At 58.1% G+C, this 15,805-nt stretch carries 13 protein-coding genes and 6 pseudogenes; 13 read left to right on the forward strand and 6 right to left on the reverse strand.

The genetic code is table 11. From position 1 onward, the window contains the following. Positions 1 to 117 precede the first annotated feature (117 nt). Entirely contained in the window at positions 118 to 654 is a 537-nt protein-coding gene (locus tag CP557_RS07540) for a metal-dependent hydrolase (RefSeq protein WP_097379348.1), read from the forward strand. Between the two features lie 49 nt (positions 655 to 703). Next, a complete protein-coding gene (locus CP557_RS07545) occupies positions 704 to 931 on the forward strand; it encodes a hypothetical protein (protein WP_097379349.1) in 228 nt (75 codons plus the stop codon). A 261-nt stretch (positions 932 to 1,192) separates the two neighbouring features. On the opposite strand, the pseudogene CP557_RS22135 reads toward CP557_RS07545, so the two are convergent. Next, a pseudogene (locus CP557_RS22135) lies at positions 1,193 to 1,270 on the reverse strand (IS6 family transposase); the annotation flags it as partial. A gap of 266 nt (positions 1,271 to 1,536) precedes the next feature. Between CP557_RS22135 and CP557_RS07550 the strand changes: the two are divergent. From CP557_RS07550 to CP557_RS07560, 3 genes and pseudogenes are all read left to right on the forward strand, one after another. Continuing rightward, positions 1,537 to 2,802, forward strand: coding sequence for an RNA-guided endonuclease InsQ/TnpB family protein (locus tag CP557_RS07550; RefSeq protein WP_097381568.1), 1,266 nt, complete (start codon positions 1,537 to 1,539; stop codon positions 2,800 to 2,802). Positions 2,803 to 2,852: 50 nt separating this feature from the next. Further along, positions 2,853 to 3,130, forward strand: a pseudogene (locus CP557_RS07555) (transposase); the annotation flags it as partial. 80 nt (positions 3,131 to 3,210) lie between these two features. Next, entirely contained in the window at positions 3,211 to 4,056 is an 846-nt protein-coding gene (locus tag CP557_RS07560; protein WP_097379350.1) for a M14 family metallopeptidase, read from the forward strand. Between the two features lie 327 nt (positions 4,057 to 4,383). Here the strand turns inward: CP557_RS07560 and CP557_RS22980 are convergent, their stop codons facing one another. Continuing rightward, positions 4,384 to 4,764 (reverse strand): aldo/keto reductase, encoded by a 381-nt coding sequence (locus CP557_RS22980; RefSeq protein WP_245852934.1) that lies wholly within the window; start codon positions 4,762 to 4,764, stop codon positions 4,384 to 4,386. Positions 4,765 to 4,780: 16 nt separating this feature from the next. Here CP557_RS22980 and CP557_RS22985 point away from each other — a divergent pair. Then, positions 4,781 to 5,077 (forward strand): annotated as a pseudogene (locus CP557_RS22985) (DUF2270 domain-containing protein); the annotation flags it as partial. Between the two features lie 33 nt (positions 5,078 to 5,110). On the opposite strand, the gene CP557_RS07570 reads toward CP557_RS22985, so the two are convergent. Together CP557_RS07570 and CP557_RS07575 are read right to left on the reverse strand one after the other, a co-directional pair. After that, a complete protein-coding gene (locus CP557_RS07570; RefSeq protein WP_097379352.1) occupies positions 5,111 to 5,380 on the reverse strand; it encodes a hypothetical protein in 270 nt (89 codons plus the stop codon). Then, positions 5,370 to 5,966: a hypothetical protein gene (locus tag CP557_RS07575; protein WP_143825054.1), complete on the reverse strand. Its 597-nt coding sequence runs from the start codon at positions 5,964 to 5,966 to the stop codon at positions 5,370 to 5,372. The genes CP557_RS07570 and CP557_RS07575 overlap by 11 nt, the downstream gene beginning before the upstream one ends. Positions 5,967 to 6,375: 409 nt before the next feature. Between CP557_RS07575 and CP557_RS07580 the strand changes: the two genes are divergently transcribed. Next, positions 6,376 to 7,062 carry a helix-turn-helix domain-containing protein gene (locus CP557_RS07580; RefSeq protein ID WP_449406610.1) on the forward strand — a complete coding sequence of 229 codons (687 nt, stop codon included), beginning with the start codon at positions 6,376 to 6,378 and terminating at the stop codon, positions 7,060 to 7,062. A gap of 126 nt (positions 7,063 to 7,188) precedes the next feature. Here the strand turns inward: CP557_RS07580 and CP557_RS07585 are convergent, their stop codons facing one another. Further along, a complete protein-coding gene (locus CP557_RS07585) occupies positions 7,189 to 7,719 on the reverse strand; it encodes a twin-arginine translocation signal domain-containing protein (RefSeq protein ID WP_097379354.1) in 531 nt (176 codons plus the stop codon). Positions 7,720 to 7,942: 223 nt separating this feature from the next. Between CP557_RS07585 and CP557_RS23475 the strand changes: the two are divergent. The 5 genes and pseudogenes from CP557_RS23475 to CP557_RS07605 all read left to right on the forward strand — a co-directional run. After that, positions 7,943 to 8,041: pseudogene (locus CP557_RS23475) on the forward strand (IS5/IS1182 family transposase); the annotation flags it as partial. Between the two features lie 126 nt (positions 8,042 to 8,167). Next, positions 8,168 to 8,947 (forward strand): annotated as a pseudogene (locus CP557_RS07590) (IS5 family transposase); the annotation flags it as partial. Positions 8,948 to 9,230: 283 nt separating this feature from the next. Then, positions 9,231 to 9,830, forward strand: a pseudogene (locus CP557_RS07595) (ISH3 family transposase); the annotation flags it as partial. 421 nt (positions 9,831 to 10,251) lie between these two features. Next, on the forward strand, positions 10,252 to 11,421 hold the full coding sequence (locus tag CP557_RS07600; RefSeq protein ID WP_342746470.1) for an NRAMP family divalent metal transporter: 1,170 nt from the start codon (positions 10,252 to 10,254) through the stop codon (positions 11,419 to 11,421). Between the two features lie 91 nt (positions 11,422 to 11,512). Next, the gene (locus CP557_RS07605) at positions 11,513 to 12,706 is read left to right on the forward strand and encodes an inorganic phosphate transporter (protein WP_097379356.1); all 1,194 of its coding nucleotides are present in this window, start codon (positions 11,513 to 11,515) and stop codon (positions 12,704 to 12,706) included. A 470-nt stretch (positions 12,707 to 13,176) separates the two neighbouring features. Here CP557_RS07605 and CP557_RS07610 read toward each other — a convergent pair whose 3' ends face one another. Then, positions 13,177 to 13,854: an IS6 family transposase gene (locus CP557_RS07610; protein WP_097381492.1), complete on the reverse strand. Its 678-nt coding sequence runs from the start codon at positions 13,852 to 13,854 to the stop codon at positions 13,177 to 13,179. A gap of 416 nt (positions 13,855 to 14,270) precedes the next feature. On the opposite strand from CP557_RS07610, the gene CP557_RS07615 reads away from it, so the two are divergent. After that, on the forward strand, positions 14,271 to 15,602 hold the full coding sequence (locus CP557_RS07615) for a hemolysin family protein (RefSeq protein WP_097379357.1): 1,332 nt from the start codon (positions 14,271 to 14,273) through the stop codon (positions 15,600 to 15,602). Positions 15,603 to 15,805 lie beyond the last annotated feature (203 nt).

The raw sequence follows: 15,805 nt of genomic DNA on the forward strand, positions 1-15,805 counted from the left end.
CTTTAGGCGCGGGAGGAGGTCAATAGGCTGGTCCTGTCAGACGGGGCTCCGCCGTAATCGGAAGTAGCGCTTGCAGGCAGCCGGCTTATTGAATTATATCGCGTACGATATGCCACAATGGTAGACATAATGGGCCATCTAGCGTTCGGATTGTTGTTCGCGCTGCCGGCGTGGTTCATTTGGCGAAAACGCATCAGCGTCGCGTTCGTCGGCTTCGCGCTGATCACGTCGCTGCTCCCGGACGTCGACCTCTGGCTCGCCAGGTGGTTCCCAGGACAGATCCACCACCACGGCGTGACACATACGATCGTATTCGTCGTGCTTGCGAGCCTAGTCACGGGGATAATCGCCGCTGCTTTCCTCACGGGACCGCTTGATAATTGGTTCGAATGGGGCCGCTTCAATAAGGGCAGCATGTTCACCTTCGCCTCCGTGGCGTTCCTGCTAGGCGGGCTGAGCCACATCTTCGCTGACATGCTCTCCGCACCGGACATCTCTACGCCGATTGAGCCGTTCTGGCCGTTCTTCGATAAGCCGTGGTCGGTCGACCTAATTTATTATAACGATCCGGTCTGGAATAGCATCTTCCTGACTGCCATACTCCTCCTGCACGTGGGGCTGGCGTACACAGTCGGCCCTATGGATCACCGCTAACGCTTCAGGGCCGACCGACCGCCTGACACTGACATTTCTGGGGAATTCAATGGCAGAACGTAGTGATCTCTTGCCGCGGACTGAACTAGCAACCAGCGGCGAGTCGGTCAAGGGCGGTGACGTCACCGAAGTCAAACGTATTGACAACGAAGGCAATAGAGAGGACGCTGACATCGGCAAGGAAATCGAAAGAAATATACTCATAACATCTGCTTCGGAAACGGACGGGGCGTCGGGATTACCGACGCGCTTCACGGAGGTGCAGAGAGGGCAGTGATCAGTCTCTTTGGACTGCTCACCCAACTCGGCGATGGCTGGTTTCTCTTTCTGCTGGGCACCACTCTCTACGTCGCCGATGACGAACTTCCCCGCTGGGGGATCGATCGGCGTCGGGGTTGTTCGTCCTCGCACTCATTCTCACGTCCGCCGCTCTAATCGGGAGTCTCAAAGCGTATTTCCAGCTTCCCGGACCATCGTACACGGGTGGGGACGACGTGTTAGTGCTTCCATCGGTACTCGATATCTTGTTCGGCACTGTCTAGTTCAGCACCTCCTGAGCTGGCGTTCGGCCATCGAGTGCTTGATTCGGCCGATCGTGGTTGTAGTGGTGTGTGAACTACCCTACCGGCTCTGTTGAAATCCTCAGAGAGTTACAGTTTCGACCGATAGTTTGACCGAATGGAAGCCCTCCCGAAGTCGCGGTTACTCCGGTTCGTTGAGCAGGCATTTCACACATACACAGGCGGTCGAGGCGGACGCCCCGAGGCTTGACCTCGGGGAGGAAGCCGACACGTGGGAATTAACCCACGCAAAAAAGACAGCCCAACTCCCCCACGAAACACGGATCTTTATTAAGCAACACCCAATAATGTGAAGTGGATGGTGGACGACGCTCCGCGCCGCACAGTACCTATCAAACTCAACATGCCTAGCGACTGCGAAGCAGACTTCCACCACACCAAAGACCAGTTCCTCAACTGTGCCAATCAGACGAGTGACTGGGCGTGGCGCTACGATGACTACTGTATCACGTCGAAAGCCAAAGCTGAGAAAGCACTCTACGACGACCTCAAAGCAGAACACGACCTCACAGCCAACCTCGTCCAGAAAGGCATTCGGCGTGCCATCGAAGCCGTCGATGCAGGCGTCGAGAAGTTGAAGGAGGGAGAGAAGACGAGTCAACCCGTGTTTGACTCGTGGAGCGTAGTGTACGACAAACGCTCCGCGACGTTCAACGCTGACCACGCGACACTCTCCACTGTCAACGGAAGAGTCAAAGCCGACTACGTGTTGCCACTTGAAGACGAGCGGGAAGAGACACCGTTCGGAAGGTACTATGAGAGCGACGAGTGGGATGCCTCAAGTGCTACACTCCAGTATGATGAACACAGTGAGGACTTCTACCTGCACGTTACGCTGAAGAATCCCAACTACGAGGTTGACGGAATAGAACGCCAAGAAGCCACGTCACGTGAAGAGGGTACCGAGAACGGAGTGGTTCTCGGTGTTGACCTGAACGTGACTGGCGCGTTCGCCGTCACCAGCACTGGAAAATTCATCGGCAGTGCGGATTACCTCACTCACAAACGCAACGAGCTCGAGAAACGCCGAGGTCGCCTGCAACAGACAGGCACGCGTTCATCTCACTTGACTATCCAACGTATTGGGAGTCGGTTCTCAGACTGGTCGTTGGACTGGCTCCATAACCGCGTGAACGAGTTACTCGAAGAAGCCGAGCGAGTCAATGCTGACGGTGTAATCTTCGAGAACCTGAAACACATCCGTGAGAACATTGCTAACGGGTCGAAGTTTCAGCAGTGGGCCTATGCGAAGTTCGTGGAAATCGCGGAGTACAAGATTGAAGACCGCGACTTGTTCGTGGATTTCGTGAGTCCAGCGTACACGTCGCAGCGGTGTTCTTGTTGTGGGTTTACCCACGAGGATAACCGCGATGATAAGACGTTTGCGTGTCAGAAGTGTGGGTATGAGGTGAACGCGGATTATAACGCGGCGAAGAATATCGCCGTCCGATATTGCGGGTATATCCATCGCGGGCAGAAGTCTCGTGGTGGATGGGCTGCGTGTCAATCAGCCCTGAAGTCAGGGACGTTGAACGTGAATGGCGAGTTCAACGCCTCCGCTGTATAGCGGCAGAACGGGAGTCCACTGACAAGCCCCGACCCTTGTGGTCGGGGTTATTGACACTGCTCGTAGACACGAGAGCGAATGTGATTCTCGATCTACATGTGACGACGACCCGAAAACACGACTCGAAGATCGCGCCGTCGCTCATCAAGCGAAATGCTGATAAAGTGGTGATTCTGCTCGGAGATAAGGGGTATGACGACCAGAAGATTCGCTCATTAGCCCGTGAAGAGGGTGTTCGTCCGCTCATCAAGCACCGAGAATTTTCGTCGCTCCACAAGGCGTGGAACGCTCGGCTGGACGCCAACCTTACGGTAAACGTAGCCAAAACTGCATATTCATCGTTGGCTCCTCTTCGGACGCTTCAATTGGTGGGGAGACTTTCCGCGTGTAGCGTCTACGTTCGACCACATGTTCGACCAGGATATAGCGCCTCACGTCATTGAATTCGGCCCGGGCGACGCGGACCTCGCCGTGGTCTGCAACATGCACGGAGACGAACCGACAGGCGCCCGCGCGATCCATCGCATCCTCGAGCCGTCGCCCGAATTTGAGCGGGCCGTGAAGTTCATCGTCGCCAATCCGCCGGCGTCAATCTCGAATCACCGCTCTCTCGACGTTGACATGAACAGGGTGTTTCCGGGCGACCCGGAAGCCGACGAACGCGAGCGGCGCCTCGCCGCCCAGCTCGTGACGGAGACAGCCAACTGTGATACCGTCTCCTTCCATACGACTCATTCGACCAACGAGCCAGTCGCATTCGTCTCGGAGGGAGATCCCCGCGCGCTCGAAATCGTCTCACAGCTCCCGATCACGTACGTCGTCAACGAGGCGTCAGTCGTCGACGGTTCGTTCTGTTCGACCGGACAAGTCGTCTCTATAGAGGCCGGGAAGGTCCAGCAACCGAACGCGACCGCTAAAGCCGAGATGCTGATCCGTGCGTTCCTCGACAACGAGGGTGCGGTCTCGGAGGAGCCTCCGATGCACGCTCCCGTGACGAACTACTTCGAGCTCTACGACAAAGTCGATAAGCCGTCCGGGGATGAGTCGTACGAACTGCTCGCACGGAACTTCGAGCGAGTCGAGGAGGGGGAAGCGTACGCAAAATCAAAGAAGGGGTTTCTCCTCGCCGACGAACCGTTCGTTCCGATCCTGATGTCGCAGTCAGGGTACGGTGAGATATTCGGCTACCGGGGCCAGAAGGTCGGTGAGTCGGTCGAGGACGCAAAGGAGGCGTGGCTTGATGAAGAGAAGTAACTGGACACCCGACTGATGGTAGAATGTCCGTCTCTACACTGAATACACTCCTGGATACAGCAGACAATTCCTGACGGGGACTGGTGGCTTCCGAATCAGCGTGAACCGCATTCGTCTGTTGAAAACAGTCTACGGGCGTTTGCGGACCGGAGAACGCCTCCAGAAGGGAGACGTGGCGTTCACGCCTACCGCCACCCGAACGGAATACTGCCGAATGTCGGAGCCCTCGAGAGGCGATCCACAGCCGATCGCACGCGGCGGTGCGTGATCGCGATAGGCGTTGTATCCCCTCCGATCGACACTGGATAGCGAGTGCTGTTTCACGCGTCAGCGGTTCCACGACGTGTTGGCGGGATCGACGATGCGTCGGCGCTCCTCGATGGCGTCCAGTGTCGCCACGTCCTCGTCGTCGAGGTCCACGCCGAGACTGAGCCAGTTCTCCCGGAGGTGCGCCGTGTTCGTCGCCCTCAGAACGGTACTTACCCCCTTCTCGCGGAGCCACGCGAGGCTGATCTGTTCGGGGCTCGCCCCGTGCTTGGCAGCTACTTCTCGGATCTCGTACACGTCCTCGACGGCGCCGCGGGCGAGCGGCGAGTACGCGACGAGCTCCACGTCGACGTCGTCTCGAGCGCAGAAGGTCCGGAGTTCCTCCTGCGGGAGCAGGGGATGCATCTCGACCCGGTTGGCGAAGATCGGTTTTTCGGACACCTCGAGGGCCTCCTCGAGGGGGTCGACGCTGAAAGTTACCTTCGGGGAAGCACTTGTCAATCGCCTTCGACGCGTCTACCTCGCCTTGCTGGGGGTATTGCTTGCTGCCTGGATCTTCCGCATCACGGCATTCGCACCGCGCCAGGATTGGCTCGCGACCGCCGCGGTAGCCAACATCCCCGTCGTGGTCGTGGTCGGAGTCGTCACCACGTTCTTCATCGCGGTTCTCGGACTCGCACTCTGGCCCCGAGAACGGTATGCAAAAAGAGAGTTTCGCGAAGGTGATCCAGACGCGTGGAAAGACGACAGGTGAAACACACAATAGAGAGTTAACCTCCTCCCACGGTTACCGGTCGTCGTCCCGCGATCCGTTGTCGGTCACGTTGTCGGACGGTTCTTGCTCCCCCTCATTCTCACCGTCCACGTCCTCGGAGCCGAACTCACCGTCCTCGTTAGCCGATTCGGGCTCTTCGGCGCTCGAGCCAGCAGGTGCGACGGCACCCTCGCTTACCCGCTCGGGGGCCTTCTCCGACGTTGGCTCGGGGTCAGTTCCCTCGCGGGCTGGATATTCCTGCTCGGGGTGGGAACCAGTTGCCTCGCTGGCCTCATCGGCCATCGCCGCCTCGGAGAGGTTGACCGTCGTCGGCTCGTCGTCTTGGTCGGGGTGCAGTCGTGGGTCGTGAGCGGTCTCGTTCTTGAGGTGCGTCTTTCGGTGCGATCCCGTCAGGCTCGCCCTCGACGAACTGCGGATCTCCGCTGTCATCCGCGTCGACATCGGCCCTGTCCGTCATTCCTCTGGGATTTGGCGTCGTTTCAGACTGAGTGACACCCGCGGACTCGTCGGCCGTCCGCTGAGCACCGAGGTTCTGTTCGGCCTCAGCGAAAGCTTCGTCGGAGGCGCGTTTCTCGCCGGCGTCGTCCCGGCGGACGTCCGCGCCAGTTTCGACGGTGTCCGTCGCTCCCTCGGCTCGCCGCTGGCGGACCGCGAGGCCAAGCAACCCCGCCCTGGTCAGCGCCAGGAGCGTCGATCTCCCCTTCCGCTCTCGTGCCGCCGCGAACGCCAATGCGAGCGAGACGCCGCCGGCGACCATCGCCAGCGAGGCGTCCCGACCGCGTTTCTCGAGGATCGAAACGGCACGCGTTGTCTTCGATCGAGAGCTACTCGCTCGCTTATCTGTCGCCTTGGAATACTGTGGTGACATACTAATGGTAACTCGTGCCGCAATCGTTCGTCGAGCCAGTACCAAGCCTCTGTATGTTCCGGAGAGGGTTGAATCCTCGTCCAAAGCGTTTCGGAGCTGACCCCTCATTGCGCATTAACGATCCGATCACCCCACAGAGCTTCGAGCTAGCGAGCGAGTCCAAGCGCGACGGTTTTCCCGCTCTCAGGTCAACGGTATCCGAGGCGATCGAGCCGACACTGTACATCTCGTAAGACCGTCTTATGTTGAGATTCGAGATGGACGCTAAATTATGGAACGCGTCCGCATAACCCTCCGTCCGCAGGGCGACTACGCACCGCCGATATACGAACACCTCGCGGGCGGGGCGAGCTACCTCAAGTGAGCCCGGATCGTCAACTGGAGCGTCTCGAGTCTGCCGACGGCGTTTCTGTTTCGGCTCAAGGGAGAGTACGAACGGTTCGAACGCGCGCTCGAAGCGAGCGGGATGGCTTCGGACCACGAACTCCTCCCGATCACCGACCGAGAGTGTTACTGCTTCTTCGAGGGGGAGGTTTCGCCGACTGCGCGCTCGTTGTTCGAGACCTTCACGAGCGGGAGCCTGATGACGGCTCCGCCCATTGAGTGCAACGAGGACGGGAGAACCACGTACACGATCATCGGAACAGAGGCGGCGGTTCAGGCCGCTGTCGACGGCGTTCCCGACGCGGTCGCCGTCACCGTCGGGGCGGTCGGCGGAAAGCGAGTCGCTCCCGATAGTATCGTTGGGCGTCCCCCACCCCGGAAGCGGGACGCAGCCGAAACCGCGCTCGAACTTGGCTATTACGACGTGCCCCGCGATGCGACGAGCGAGGACGTCGACGACGAGCTGGGCTGTGCGACCGCGACCGCGGCGGAGCACCTTCAGAAGGCCGAATCCGCTGTGATCGTGTCCCTGTCCGACGGGTGGGTACTCGGTCTCTGTCGAGGCGGGGCGTTCCTACTTCATGGCGTAGAGATCCGTTCGCCGGCTCGTCGTTCCGACCGAAACCGTAAGGCCCACGCTAACACGAATCGCCGACGTTACGCTGACAAGCGGCTCGAGGGCATCGCTATCACAGTCGAAAAACAAGCGTGAATCGTTCGCTCGGATCGTATCAGTCCGTGCCGATCCACCGACGATCGGCGTTCCGTCCGATCGGGTCCCGTTCGTCGTATTGGTACTACCGCCGGCAGTCGTCGTGGCGTTCCCGCCAGCGGTAGTTCAGCCGGATTGCCACCAGTCGTCGCTCTCGAGAATCGACTCCGCGACCTCATCACTGATGGGGCTCGCGTTGACGGTGATGAGCCGCTGGTTATCGCTGAACGGCGTCCACTCCTGATTCATTTCGAACACCTGCGGTCTGTCCTGGCCTTCCTCCGGCTCCGGGATGTATCCCAGATCCGGATTGTTCTCGCCGATATTGGCTTCCTCGGCGATGAACAGCGGAACGATCTCGCCGCTGTTGAGCCACCGAATGTGGTAGGTATTGTACTCTGAGAACCAGCTATCCTGAATGTCTCCGTAGGTGGGCGTCCACTCGACGACGCCGGAGACAATGGCGAACCGCGCTTCGGGATGGAAGTTGTTGGCGAAGAGGACCGCCTTCCACGCGTCGTCGAGATCCTGGGCCGCCGCCGTGCTCGTTCCCGCACCGACGAGGCCAAGCCCGGCCGTGGCTGCAGCACTTTGTTTCATGAACGTTCGCCGCGTCGACGCCTCGCTGTCCGTGATCGAGAGTAACTCGTGATTCATCGTAGTAGCTTCCGACTCCGACTAGCGCACCGATCCCCAATAAGAACAGAGATAGTTCCACCGGACATTCGAACGATTTCGACTCGAACAGTATCGTATTGAGGGCCGAAGTATCGAACTGAGTCCAGTAATATTACTTTTATTTTTGCTCTGTTGAATAGCGATCTAATCAGTCGATATCTCCGCGTTAGAGGGGTGAAGCCGAGGAAATCGATTTCTGCCTATGGAAGTCGACCTCCTCGACTTCGTCGAGCAGTGTCGTCACCTAGCTAAACAAGCGTTGGGGAAGCACGCGGGCGAGACTAAGCGTTCCCCGTTCAGTTCGCATTTGTAATGAACAGCTGTTCCATATCAAAATGTATGTTTTTCAACAGAGCAAGGAAAACATCATAGATAGGCTCTGTTGAAATCTCCGGAGAGTTACAGATTCAGTCGATAATGTGAGTGGATGCAGCCCTTTCCAAAGTCGCAGTTACTTCGGTTTGTCGAGCAAGCATTTCACCTTGCCCAGCGAGCAGTCTCACGATATTCCTCAAAATACTCAAAACGACGCTACACGCTCCACCAACACATTGTCCTGCTCTGTCTCAAAGTCCGGAAGGATACGACCTACCGAAGCCTGCTTGATGAACTCATCGAGATGCCCCGTATTCGGAACGCAATTGGGCTGACTGAGATCTCCCATCCGTCAACACTGTGCAAAGCGATCGACCGACTCAATATGGCCGTTTGGCGAGTACTGCTTAACCTCTCTATTTCACTGCTCCCAACCAACGGTGTTGTGGGGATCGACGCATCCGGGTTCGACCGCAGCCACGCCTCGAAACACTACACGAAACGGGCGAAGTTGACGATTCAGCAACTCAAAGTCACGCTCTTAGTCGATATCAGAGCGAACGCTATTCTCGATCTCCACATTACAACAACCCGTAAGCACGATACGCAGATCACACCATCGCTCATCAACCGCAACGCAACTGAAGTTGATGTCCTTCTTGCAGACAAAGGATACGATGATCGGCACATTCGAGCAGGAGCCCGTGAGAACGGGATTCGACCGATCATCAAATATCGTGAGTTCTCACCACTACAGAAAGCATGGAACGCTCGATTGGATGCCGATCTCTACGGCCAACGAAGCCAGAGCGAAACGGTGAACTCTCGGCTCAAAAGAAAATACGGTTCCTTTGTTCGATCACGCCGCTGGTGGAAGCAGTTCCGTGACCTACTATTCGGCGCTGTATCCGTTATTGGGATTGCGTATACGGGTCAGCCCCCGTCGCAGTTAGAAAAGTTCGGCTACGGGCTTCCTATTGGGGTTGGATCGGCCCTCACACTCGGTACGCTGGCAGCCACCCTTGGAACACTGGGGAAACAGATCAGAGAGGTATTGAAACGGCGAAAAGACCGTCTCACTCTGATGACTAATCTAACGAGCAGGGTTCAATCAGACAGTAGCGAAATGACGACCGAATAGGATTCAATAGAGCCGTTCAGTATCAAGGCCGTCTCTTGACCGCGAATTCTACGACAGCAAGTGTCTCACGTTTCTTCAGGCGCACAATCACGCCTACGTAATGCCGATTGTCCGGTGGGGAAAGAAGATCAAGCAGGAACTTTCGACTGGCTGGAACCGAATAATCCAGCACGATCTGACGGCGAAACTCGGCGGTCACAGCTGGACCGTCGAGTTTCCAGTCTACATCGATTGTACCTACCAAAACGGCCGATACAACGAACATGGAGTAGCGCGTCAGCGGCGTAGCCGTGACGCGCCGTTCATCGACACGCCACGAAACGCTCGATGCCACTACGCGAAACGCTTCGGTATCGAGGCGATCTACCGACTCTCTGAGCAGAGTATCGCGACAACGTCGACACAAGATCCGGTGGTTCGGCTGTTGTACGTCGTGGTGAGTCTGCTGTTGTAGAACGTCTGGCTGTATCTGCACTGGGAATATGTGGCGATGCCCCTCCGTGGCGGGCGTCGCCTCTGGTCCTGGTCGTTCAAGGAATTCATCAACATGATTCGACGGGCAGCGTGGACGGCCCTTGCGGTGCGTCGGGCCGTCCCCGCAAATCGACCACCGGACGATCGGTTCTACCGCTAACCACCGACCGAGTACGCCCTATCCCAAGTGGCAACGCTGTCGCGTCGGCGGCTGATCGTCGCCGACAGCGACAGTTCCTCACCGATCGTCGAAGAGAATCAAATCGGTCACTGTGACCGATGACGGAACTCAGGCTTCAGACTGGCTCATCTGGAGGTGACTTGTGAGGTACTGACCTTCATTATCAGGGGTCACCCTCATTTTATTGACCGCTCATCTGTATCCGTATGCAGGTCATTCCCGTGGTGCCACACCGCGGTAATGAGCGGAACCCACCACACACAATGGACTATGTGCCGCCGAACCGGTGTGGTACGGTTCCGCCCGCCGCCACCGACAGCGGGGTCGACCGCCGATGAACCACGTCCAGTGGACCGACGACTCGTACCGATACGTACGGAACCTGTTTCGGAGTTACGGCATGGGGCTGATATTTGCGGCGAACATCTTTGGCGCTGGGTCGATTTACATTCTCTCTTCCGTCGGCGTATCGTTTGGGTTCACCCTCCTGTGGGTTCTCCCACTCTCCCTTGGTGTCGGTCTCGCGGTCCACGAGATGTCCGCACGGCTGGCCGTGCTCGATCGACCACTCATGGGGTACATCCGCGACGTTATCGGGTCACCTGCCGCGAAGGCGTTCGCAGTGTGTATCGCGTTTATCATGCACCTCTGGAGCGTGGCAAACTACGCGCTGACGGGGGCCGCACTTGCGTTTCTCACCCCGCTCGACAACGTTCTGATTGCCACCTTCCTCAGTGGTGCCGCCGGGATCGCACTCATCGAGCTCCGCGTCTATCAGCGGATCGAGGCGGTCATCGCGATCCTCGTCCTCGTGGTCTTCGGGTCGTATCTCGTGATCTTCCTCGGCATCAACGTCCCGGTCGCCGACGTCGCCCGGGGGTTGGTCCCAGCGGTCCGGACCAGGGTGGGACCTCTCACGATGATCATGGCGCTGGTCGGCACGACAATCTACTACCCGAACTTCTTCATCCAGACGAGCATGCACCAGGCGAAGGAGTTCGACACCGTCAGCCAGTACCGACGGGACCACACCGTCGGCCTGGTTGCGGCCGTCCTAATGAGCATGGCCGTGCTGATCGTAGCCGCGATCACGGTTCCGTCTGGCGTGGTCTCGCTCGTCGATCCGGCTCGGCCACTCGTGGAGGAGCTCGGCCCCTGGGCCCTGACCGTGTTCATCGTCGGGGCCGGGGCGGCCTCCTTTTCCAGCGCGACGGGAACCCTGTTCGGGGCCGGGTTCATGGTCCCCCAGGCGTTCGGCAACGACACCGTATTCGGCGACCGGCCGTTCCGCCTCGTCGTCAACGGTCTGATCGTCCTGTCGTTGCTCCTCGCCATGCCGATCCTCACGTTCACCGACTTCTCGGCGGTGCAACTGGCACTCGTGGTGCCCGCTGTGAACGGCGTAATCGGCCTGCCGGTGACGGTGCTGGCACTCTACGGCGCGATGCACCGGTATTACAACCCCACGCGGATCGAAAATGTGATCTTCATCGGCACCGTGATCCTCATGTTCCTCCTGGCACTCCTGACGGCCACGTCGTTGGCCGAGACGATCAGAACGCTTGTCTGACGTTTCCCCGTCTTCTCCAGGGGCGAACCCGCCAGCCGTACGTATACGAACCACGGGGACTGAACGGTGATAAGGTAACTCCACCGAGCGCATGATCGAAGCAGTGTTCGCGATTACCGTCGTAACCGCGTTCGCCGCAGGGCTGTTCATGGCGTGGTCGATCGGCGCCGTGGCCATCGGCGGCGGCGCGTTCGCCCCGGCCGTCGGAGCGAACGTCATCCCGGTCAAGCGCGCTGCGTACCTGCTCGGCATCGTTGGGTTCGCCGGGGCACTCATCCAAGGGGCGAGCGTGACCGAGACGGTCGGTCGCGGATTAGTACTTGGTACATCGACGACGCCGATGGCCGCGAGCGTCGCCATCCTCCTCTCGGCGTTCCTGATGGCGCTCGGGGCATTCGGCCGGTACCCAATTCCGGCGGCGTTCACCGTCACCGGCGCGATGGTCGGCGCTGGACTCGCGCTTGGGGGGACGCCCGCCTGGGACCTGTACGGACAGTTCGCGGCCCTTTGGGTCGTTGCGCCCATTCTCGTCAGCGCCCTCTCGTACATCATCGCACGGCTCCTCGTCCGGAACAGCCTGCCGCCACAGTACAGCGTCTCGGTTATCGTCGCAGCGGTGTTCCTGGTCTTCCCCCTACTAGAGTTCCCGTTCCTCGGCCCGCCGGATAAGAGCCGCTCGTTGGCTGCGGCCGTCGCCGCGTGGGCGCCGTACCTGTCAGAGGCGCACTGGATTGGGATACCGCTCGCGTTCGCCGTCGTCGGGGCCGCGCTAGCCTACCGAACGGTCCTGCGCCACGGCGAGCGCGCGACCAACCGACGACTGCTGGTGTGGCTGGGTATGCTCGTCGCGTTCTCGGGGGCCGGTAACCAGATCGGGCTAGCGATCGGGCCGCTGTTGCCCCTGCTCGACTCGATACCCTTCTTGGCATCGCCCGTGCTGGTGATCGCGTCGTTCGTCCTCGTCATCGGCGCATGGTCGGGAGCGCCGCGGCTCATCGAGGCGGTCGCACGGGAATACGCGACGCTGTCGCTTTCCCGCTCCGTTGCCGCACTGGTACCGGCGTTTCTCGCGGCACAGGTCGGCATCCTGTACGGCGTCCCGGTCTCGTTCAACGAGATCATCATCAGCGCCATCGTCGGCAGCGGCCTAGCCGAGGGCGGAAGGGGCGAGGTGAGCCCACGCAAACTCTCTCTCACGGTCGTCGCGTGGGTCGCCTCGCTGGTCGGCGCCTTCGTCGGTACGTACGGGCTCGTCTCTCTCTTCGCCGGCCAGGGGCTGACCTGACGCCGCCTCCCGGCGGTTTCCGTTTCCGAGCCCGGAGTACCAACAGCGGCCACCGGGCCGCCATCTATGACAGACATTGTCGGATTTATTACCATACTGTTGTTGTAGTAAGCTATATCCCCGCAAGTCGACTGATGACAAAGGAGATGGTGTTCCAGTCTCAACTGAACCGGGATATACAGTCTCTGTACTTATTATTCGTGCGACATCAAATATAGAAGTAATAACCGATTTGATAACTCAATCTAAGGGTAGAACTTCTCGAGCAGGGACTCGCTCGTAACGAGTACCAACTCCAGCGGGTAATCGACGTCGAAGCCCTCGAGCAACTTGTGGATTCAGCGACCCAGCAGACTGATCTCGAAATCCTATTCTCGGTTGATGAGCTCCGTGTGGTGTTTACATACTTTAGTATAGTTGTAATTAGTGATATGTAATAAAATCTTAGAATTAGGATATAAGGGCACTGTCTAGTTCTGGATCACCTCGACTGGCGCTTTTCCATCGAGAGCTTGATGCGGTCTTTGGTGGTTGTAGTAATGCACGAACTGTTCAAGCCACTCTCGGACGCTTGACCGACTGCCCACCCATGAATTATGGAACCGGTCGATGCGCATTTTGAGGGTATGAAACCACTTTTCGATGAGGTTTCGGTCGGTATAGTTGACCCGACCGCTCAGTCCGACTCGGGAAAGGGCAGTCCGATAGCCAAATTGATCGACGAGAAACTCAGCCTCGGAGAGATCATGTTTCTCGCGGAGTTTCTGCAGAAACGCAGCCGCCGGATCGGTGCCATGTCGACTAAACAACGCAACGTCGAGAATTACTTTTGTCTCGATGTCTATTGCAGCATACAACCAAGACCACTCGCCGTTGATCTTGACAGCAGTTTCGTCGACAGCGACCCGCGACGGCGTCGCCGTCGGCGGGTCGCATCCACTGTCAGACAGCCGATGAACCCAGTTCCAAACCGCTCCGTGAGAACGTTCAACGCCTAATTCAGCGAGGATCGTTGTTGTCTCCCGAAGCGAACAACCAGTCTGGTGGAGGCGGACGGCGAACGCCCTGACGGGCGTCGCCGTCCGCTCGTTCTCCCAAGATTCTTCTAAATCCGTCGCATAGCTCTCGCTGAGCAGGTCTGCGAGCATCTTAGCCAATTCACTCAACGACCTGCTCATTTCTCAAACTGACGCAACTAGACAGTGCCGATATAAGAGATTTTTATAAGTAAGTATGGACTAAATATTGCTTTAATTCTCAATTTATGAGTCTCTCAGTTCAGATCGTGGCAGATAGAACTGACAACAAACAGTAACCTCCTGCAACACTCAAAGCTTCTCTTCAGCAGGACCCGATACTGATTTGCCTACTGAATGTCGAGGCCCCATGTTCGCAGGCAGTCGGCGGAACGAGGAGGACAGTCTACGGTCTAGATCTACGGGACCAGTTCACTACTGACAGCAGTCGGTCACCTGCGAATCATTTATAGGATTTTAGTGAATGGGACGGGATGCATAGATATGGACACACTCCAATCGAACGGCAGTACGTTCCGGGAGAACCGATGGTAAACGTCGCTCTCTCGGCGGCACAAATCGTCTTAGCGTTGTTTCTCGTGGTTCTCAACGGCTTTTTTGTCGCTGCAGAGTTCGCCTTCGTTCGGATCCGGGGGACATCGGTTGACCAGCTCGTCGAGGAGGGACGGCCCGGATCGGGAACGCTCCAAGAAGTGATGACGAATCTCGACAACTACCTCGCCACGACGCAACTCGGTATCACCATCGCATCTCTCGGGTTGGGATGGGTCGGCGAACCCGCAGTGGCGGCGCTCATTGAACCCGTACTGGAATCGGTTCTTCCGGCGGATCTCATCCATCTCGTCGCGTTCGCAATCGGCTTTAGTATCATCACGTTTCTCCACGTCGTCTTCGGAGAACTCGCGCCGAAGACGATCGCAATTGCCAAGACCGAACGACTCTCGCTGTTCCTCGCCCCGCCCATGAAAGTCTTTTATTTCATACTCTATCCGGGAATTGTCGTCTTCAACGGGGCAGCCAACGCGTTCACGCGGTCGCTCGGTGTGCCACCCGCTTCCGAAACGGATGAGACACTCGGTGAGCGGGAACTCCTTCGGGTACTAACACGATCCGGCGAGGGCGGGGACATTGACATGGCAGAAGTGACGATGATCGAGCGCGTCTTCGATCTTGACGACATCGTGGTGCGGGAGGTTATGGTCCCACGACCGGACGTGGTGAGCGTTCCGGCGGATGCCACACTATCTGAACTTCATTCGATCGTCTTAGAGGCCGGACACACGCGCTATCCGGTTCTGGATGCCAACGACGGTGACCAAGTGGTTGGATTCGTAGATGTCAAGGACGTGCTGCGAGCAGAGGTGGACAATGGGGATGCCGAGATGGTCGGTGACATCCCCCGTGAGATTCTCATCGTCCCGGAGACGATGGCAATTAGCGATCTCCTGATACAGTTCAGGGAGGATCGCCAGCAGATGGCCGCAGTCATCGACGAGTGGGGAGCGCTCGAGGGGATTGCAACGGTTGAAGACATCGTTGAGGCCCTCGTCGGAGACCTTCGAGACGGGTTTGACCTCGATGAGCGCGAACCCTCGATACGCCAGCGTGACGATGAGGGGTACGACATTGACGGAGGAGTCCAATTATCGAACGTTAACGATGCTCTGGCGGGCGACTTCGAAAGCGAGGAGGTCGAAACGATCGGTGGACTGGTGCTCGGGCAACTCAACCGCGCGCCAGAACCTGGCGACCGCGTCGAGGTCGACGGTCACGTCGTTGAGGTAACGAGCGTTGAGGGGACCCGAATTTCGACGGTATGGGTCCATGAAAAAGATCTCGATGATCCAGCGGAGGACTGAGTGGGAGGATGGACTTGATCGTTTGGTCTGTTCGGCTTCTCGCCGTTATCTAGTGTTGTTCGTTCTCTACCGGTCTGATTGGTAGTCGTTCATCAATCGAATCAACAATTGAGGCATCCTGGATTCCAGCGGTGGAACCAGATCTGCGGTAGAATCCATCTACTTACCAGCTGATTTAATCAAAGAGAGTTGAAACAAGGCAC

This window comes from Natrinema ejinorense, assembly GCF_002494345.1.
GTDB classification, from domain to species: Archaea; Halobacteriota; Halobacteria; order Halobacteriales; family Natrialbaceae; genus Natrinema; species Natrinema longum.

Excerpts from the sequence above, each read along its gene's own strand:
- CP557_RS07610 (WP_097381492.1), bottom strand. The coding sequence starts at position 13,854 with ATGCTCGCAGACCTGCTCAGCGAGAGCTATGCGACGGATTTAGAAGAA.
- CP557_RS07600 (WP_342746470.1), top strand. The coding sequence starts at position 10,252 with ATGGGGCTGATATTTGCGGCGAACATCTTTGGCGCTGGGTCGATTTAC.
- CP557_RS07540 (WP_097379348.1), top strand. The coding sequence starts at position 118 with ATGGTAGACATAATGGGCCATCTAGCGTTCGGATTGTTGTTCGCGCTG.
- CP557_RS07575 (WP_143825054.1), bottom strand. The coding sequence starts at position 5,966 with ATGTCACCACAGTATTCCAAGGCGACAGATAAGCGAGCGAGTAGCTCT.
- CP557_RS07585 (WP_097379354.1), bottom strand. The coding sequence starts at position 7,719 with ATGAATCACGAGTTACTCTCGATCACGGACAGCGAGGCGTCGACGCGG.
- CP557_RS07545 (WP_097379349.1), top strand. The coding sequence starts at position 704 with ATGGCAGAACGTAGTGATCTCTTGCCGCGGACTGAACTAGCAACCAGC.
- CP557_RS07605 (WP_097379356.1), top strand. The coding sequence starts at position 11,513 with ATGATCGAAGCAGTGTTCGCGATTACCGTCGTAACCGCGTTCGCCGCA.
- CP557_RS07570 (WP_097379352.1), bottom strand. The coding sequence starts at position 5,380 with ATGGCCGATGAGGCCAGCGAGGCAACTGGTTCCCACCCCGAGCAGGAA.
- CP557_RS07560 (WP_097379350.1), top strand. The coding sequence starts at position 3,211 with ATGTTCGACCAGGATATAGCGCCTCACGTCATTGAATTCGGCCCGGGC.
- CP557_RS07615 (WP_097379357.1), top strand. The coding sequence starts at position 14,271 with ATGGTAAACGTCGCTCTCTCGGCGGCACAAATCGTCTTAGCGTTGTTT.